Source organism: Candidatus Caldatribacterium sp. (assembly GCA_014359405.1).
GTDB lineage: Bacteria > Atribacterota > Atribacteria > Atribacterales > Caldatribacteriaceae > Caldatribacterium > Caldatribacterium oleiphilum.
In genome coordinates this window covers 1-4,740 of sequence record JACIZN010000131.1, presented here as the reverse complement: position 1 = coordinate 4,740, position 4,740 = coordinate 1, and the positions used below count along the sequence as shown (strand labels likewise).

At 50.8% G+C, this 4,740-nt stretch carries 4 protein-coding genes; 2 read left to right on the top strand and 2 right to left on the bottom strand.

Translation table 11 applies throughout. The features are described 5' to 3' along the window. A partial coding sequence (locus H5U36_08980; GenBank protein MBC7218250.1) for a hypothetical protein occupies nucleotides 1-977 on the top strand: 977 nt, incomplete at its 5' end. Between the two features lie 23 nt (nucleotides 978-1,000). After that, nucleotides 1,001-2,116 carry a hypothetical protein gene (locus tag H5U36_08975; protein ID MBC7218249.1) on the top strand — a complete coding sequence of 372 codons (1,116 nt, stop codon included), beginning with the start codon at nucleotides 1,001-1,003 and terminating at the stop codon, nucleotides 2,114-2,116. A gap of 36 nt (nucleotides 2,117-2,152) precedes the next feature. Here the strand turns inward: H5U36_08975 and H5U36_08970 are convergent, their stop codons facing one another. Then, entirely contained in the window at nucleotides 2,153-2,977 is an 825-nt protein-coding gene (locus H5U36_08970; GenBank protein ID MBC7218248.1) for an SDR family oxidoreductase, read from the bottom strand. A gap of 4 nt (nucleotides 2,978-2,981) precedes the next feature. Continuing rightward, nucleotides 2,982-4,478: a hypothetical protein gene (locus H5U36_08965; protein MBC7218247.1), complete on the bottom strand. Its 1,497-nt coding sequence runs from the start codon at nucleotides 4,476-4,478 to the stop codon at nucleotides 2,982-2,984. Nucleotides 4,479-4,740 lie beyond the last annotated feature (262 nt).

Sequence of the window (4,740 nt, the reverse complement as noted above, 5' to 3'; positions counted from 1 at the left end):
ACATCTTCCACGGATCGAACGGACAGCATGGTCTATGGCTTGGCAATCCCCATCCAGAGACCGTGAAAAAGTACTGTGAGTCTCGTGGATTCCCTGATTTTGAGGCAATCCGCGTGTTCCTTGGAGATAACTGCCGGTGGCTCATGGGCGAAGAATACTCCTACCGGGATCCCGAAGGGAGAACGCTCTTTGAAGTTTTCCTCCAGGGGAAACAAAGACCTCTCGAGCACTGCGACTCATTGCAGGAAATCGAAAAATACCCTTGGCCTGACCCCGGTTGGTTGCACTTTGAAGCTCTAAAGGAAGCGCTTGCCAAGCAAAGAAATTACGTCCGTTTCAGCGGAATGTGGACTCCCTTCTTTCACATTTTAGCCGATCTCTTTGGCATGGAGCAATACTTTGTCAACATGCATCTCCGACCTGCCATAGTCCAGGCAGCAACAGAAAAGGTGGTAGACTTCTACCTTGAGGCGAACCGTCGATGCTTAGAGGAATGTGGCGGGGAAATCGATGTCTTCTTTTTTGGCAATGATTTCGGAACCCAACTCGACCTCCTCATCAGTCCGGAAATGTTCAAAAAATTCGTACTGCCTTATTTGAAGAAAATCGTTGAGCTGGTGAAGTCGTATGGTCTACCCGTTATGCTCCACAGTTGTGGAGCAATCGCAAAAATCATTCCGATTCTTATCGACATTGGTATTGATGCCCTCCATCCCCTTCAGGCCCGAGCAAGAGGAATGGACGCAGAAACCCTGGCAAAAAATTTCAGAGGCAAACTCGCTTTCGTAGGCGGTGTAGATACTCAAGATCTCCTCGTTAATGGTTCGCCTGAAGATGTTCGTCGAGAGGTTCTCCGCCTGCGAAAGGTCTTCAAGGAGAGGTACATTGTAAGTCCCAGTCACGAAGCGATACTACCTAACGTTCCCTTCGAGAACTTTGAGGCTATGGCAAGAGCAGCTTTTGAACCAATCGGATAGTATTGTCCGAGAAGGGGGATGCGATGACCTCCAAAGAGCGAATGCTCACTGCCCTGAACAAAGAAAAACCCGATCGTCTTCCAGTAACTGTTCACCAGTGGCAGAGGTATCACTTAGAGACTTACCTTGGAGGAATGGACGAGCTGGAAGCCTTTGAGTACTTTGGAATGGACGCTGCCGTTCAGTATACCCAGGAAATGGGACAACTCTGGCTATCAAATCCCGATTTCTCCAGATTTTCCACGCCTACCTGGAGGCACGAAGTGAAAGTACTTCGAAGCGATCCCGATGACTGGGAATACGAGCACACTATTACAACCCCTGAAGGAACTCTTACCTGTAAAACTGCTGGCAACCGCAAAACGGTGTGGATAACGGAGTACCTCATTAAGCACGATGAGGATATCGAGTTGATTCGAAAGTACATGTCCGTTCATCCTCTTGATGTTAAAGCCGTCAATGACCTCTACGACCGCATCGGGGACCGAGGAATCCTGCGGGGGTTTGTCTGGGGGGAACAAGCGGGGTGCTGGCAACACGCTGCCTGTCTCATTGACATCAATGAGCTCATCCTTCGAACCTTTGACAAACCTGACTGGGTTCACAGGTTCCTCCAGATTCTCCTTGAAAAAAAGCTCCAGTTCATCGAGAGCATGAAAGGAGCAAAATTCGACCTCGTAGAAACAGGAGGAGGCGCTGCCTCCTCTACTGTCATTTCTCCAAAAATTCATCGAGAATTCTGCCTCCCCTATGATAGGAAACTCCACGATGCCCTCCATCACCTGGGCTTTAAGGTGGTCTACCATACCTGTGGAGGGACAAAGGGAATTGAGGAACTTATAGTCGAGAATGGTGCCGATGCCTCCGAAACTTTAGCCCCGGTGAGTATTGGAGGAAATCAAGAGCCCTGGGAGTTCAAAGAGAAGATTGGAAATCGCTTAGCCCTCATAGGAGGTATGGACCAATATAACGTCTTGACCCTGGGAACACCCCAGGAAATCCGTTCTATGGTCTTCACTCTTTTTGAGCGGGTTGGCCGAGATGGAGGCTATATCCTCTCCTGTGCAGACCACTTCTTTGACACTCCTCCCGAAAACCTCCGAGTGTACGCAGAAGCAGCAAGAGAGTGCACTTACTGATTTTCCTCTCTGGAGAAAGGGCAAGGTCGAGAAGGCCTACACACCACTGAAGGCGCTGAAACCTCCATCGACAGGCACAACCACACCGGTCACAAAGCTCGAAGCTGGAGAAAGAAGCCAGAGAACAGTGCTCAAAAGGTCCTTTGGTTCTCCAAACCTCCCGCAGGGGGTGTGGTCAAGAATTGCCTTCCCTCGAGGAGTTAAGGTCCCATCCTCGTTGTAGAGCAGGTAGTAGTTCTGCTTGGTGACGAAAAAGCCTGGAGCTAAGGCGTTGACCCGTACCTTAGGGGTGAATTCCCGGGCAATGTACACTGCAAGCCACTGAGTGAAATTCGAAACCGCCGCTTTTGCAGCCGAGTAGCCCACCACCCGAGTCAGAGGGCGTAACGCCGCCATGGAGGAAAAGTTGATGATGCTTCCCCCCTCCTCCTGGGTGACCATGATTTTCGCAAAGACCTGCGAGGGGATAATAGCACCACCAAAGAGGTTGAGGCGAACCACTCTCTCCAGGGCTTCAAGAGGCAAGTCGAAAAAGGTAACCTCTTGAGAAGTTGTTGCCTCCTTCATGTTCCCTCCTGCGGCGTTGAAAAGGGCATCAACTCTCCCAAAAGTGCGCACGACCTCCCTGGCCACTTCTTCCACTTCTTTCCGGTTCAGGACATCCATTCTGTAACCCGCAACTTCTATTCCTTCTTTCTGAAATTCCTCCACAAGGCCACCAAGGGGAGCAATGTCGGTGAGAACGATTCTGGCCCCCATTTTCCCAAGCTCTCGCGCCAGGGAAGATGCTAAAACTCCAGCACCTCCGGTGAAAAGGAGAACCTTCCCTTTTACGGAGAACATTTCTTCCAGTGAGGACATAAAGTCACACCTCCTTAAAGCTTTCCCCAAAGAGCGCTAAAAGGTGCTTTCTGATATTTTCCTCTACTTTGCCGTAGTGTCGTTCTTCTTCCTGAGCCAGAACTTCCCGCAACTCCTCTCCTAAGGCATCGAGAACTGAACCGTAGGCAATGTGAAGGAGCTGCCGTATTCTTGGATCCACAAAGAGCATTCGCAGATCCTGCTTGGTTATGTTTTCCGGGGTTACGGGCAGTTCCTCCTTTCTGACCGAAACATGGTAGGCTTTGGCGTTTTCCTCGAAAGTATCGTAGGCAATCCGGTAAACTTGGAAAAAGAGTTCGGGCCGAGCCTCAGCCAATGTCTCCAGAGCTCTGAGCCAGCTTGTTCCTGAAGTCTTGAGGTGGAAAAATCCACCGGTTTCCTGGAAGAAAACCGGGTAAATGCTGAACTTGTCGCTACCCGAATGAAGGCTCAACCGGTAACCACCGAGGTTTCGCTGAATCACTGCATGGACCCGCAGCGCTCGGGCAAACTTCTCGATATCACCAATGTAGTCAACACCCTTTTCAAAGGAACCTGGGAAGCGGGGAGCAAGGCTTTCAAAGTTCACGCCTCGGCGACGGAGTTCCTCAGCAACGAAAAAGTGCGCTTCAGGAGAAGTGATTCCCTCCCCCTCATCAAGAGAGATTTCCAAACTGAAGGAAGACCCCAACCTCCCTCGAAGGAGGTCCGAGAAACGCTCCACCTTCTCGATAGCCGGAAGGTAGGAGAGCACAACAGGGGGGAGCTTCTCCTCAGAGAGCTCAAGCCTCACATCCTGAGAGAGAACGTACCGTCCTCTTGCGTGCCACCTCAGAATTTCCCGAACATTCGAAGAAAAACCCTGCAAGGAAGACGCTCCTTCCCTCAGAATTCGATGGTTCACCTCTCCGCTTAAGTCCAGGGTGTATATGGTGAATCCTGCGTCCATCGCCTCAAGGAGCCGTTCCTCATCCTTTATGTGGTCTGCATCTGCTCCGAAAGGACCCTGGTACCCGCTTTCTAAAACTCCCCAAGCCGCATCAACCAGAACCTCTCTAAAGGTCCGGCGGGTCCTTTCTAACTCCCGCGGAGACTGCTGAGCAAGCACGGGAAAAACGGGAAATCGTTCCAGCGCCCTTACATGGGCTGCGGAGACCATACCCAGGCGGTCTCCACAACCAAAGGAGGGGCGATGGTCAAAGGTTTTGGGCCTGAGTTGGGGGAAAACATTCCTGAGGAACTGATAGACTTCAAAACCAAAGGAATAGAGAAAGATGGCACTTTTTCCGTTCAAGGGTTTCTCACACACAGGACGGATCTTTTCCGCAAGGGGATTTCTCTCTGCCACGAGTCCTATGTACTTAGATCTTCTCCCCTTCAAAAGGATGACTTTTGCTGGAGGCTCCAAGACATCGTATTCCCGCAGGCAGAGCCTGAGAGGTTCCCCTAAGGCCTCAGAAAAATCCTGGAGTACTGCTCCCCATTCTTGAGGCAAGTTCACCAACCCCTCTTCACACCTTGGCTACCTTTACAGTCGGTCCTCACAATACTTTCAATCTAACCTCTCCTTCTCCACGAACCGGCGGTGTCACATTCTCCAGTCTGTATTGCCCAGGTCCATAACATACCAAAGCCTTCAAAAGACCATCCTCTCTTCAGTCCCCTTAATTTAATCTTATTGCTTTGAACATTAGCCGAGACATTCTCGGGAAGTATATCTGCCTGTGGGTCGTGGTCTGCGGATCAGACGTATGCTCGCTCCG